Source organism: Aquabacterium sp. A08, assembly GCF_011742065.1.
Window position 1 is genome coordinate 1 of record NZ_JAAQQT010000322.1, and the last position, 461, is coordinate 461.

The window sequence follows — 461 nt, forward strand, 5'->3', positions numbered from 1 at the left end:
CAGCGCCGCCACCTGCGACTGGGCCGACCTGCTGCTGCCCGCCACCACCTGGGGCGAGAAGGAAGGCACCGTCACCAACAGCGAGCGGCGCATCACCCGCGTGCGCGCAGCGGTCCCGCCGCCGTCGGCGGGCGATGAAGCCCCGCGCCACGACTGGCAGATCGCCGTGAACCTGGGACGTCGGCTGGAGCAGCGCCTGCCTGCCCGCGCACCCACCACACTGTTTCCCTACGAAACGCCCGAACAAATCTGGAACGAACACCGCGAGAGCACGCGCGGCCGCGACCTGGACATCACCGGCCTGAGCTACGCCCAGTTGGACGCGGCACCGCAACAGTGGCCGCTGCCCGAAGGCCAGGCGCACAACGCCGAACGCCTGTACACCGACGGCGTCTACCCCACCGCCGATGGCCGCGCCCGCTTTGCCGCCCTGCCCTACACGCCCCTGGCCGAAGAGCGCG

General features: G+C 71.8%; 1 protein-coding gene. It reads left to right on the forward strand.

Annotated features, from left to right (window positions below; translation table 11 throughout):
- Positions 1-461: molybdopterin-dependent oxidoreductase (locus HA630_RS01810; protein ID WP_166832179.1), on the forward strand; the 461-nt coding region annotated here is incomplete at both ends.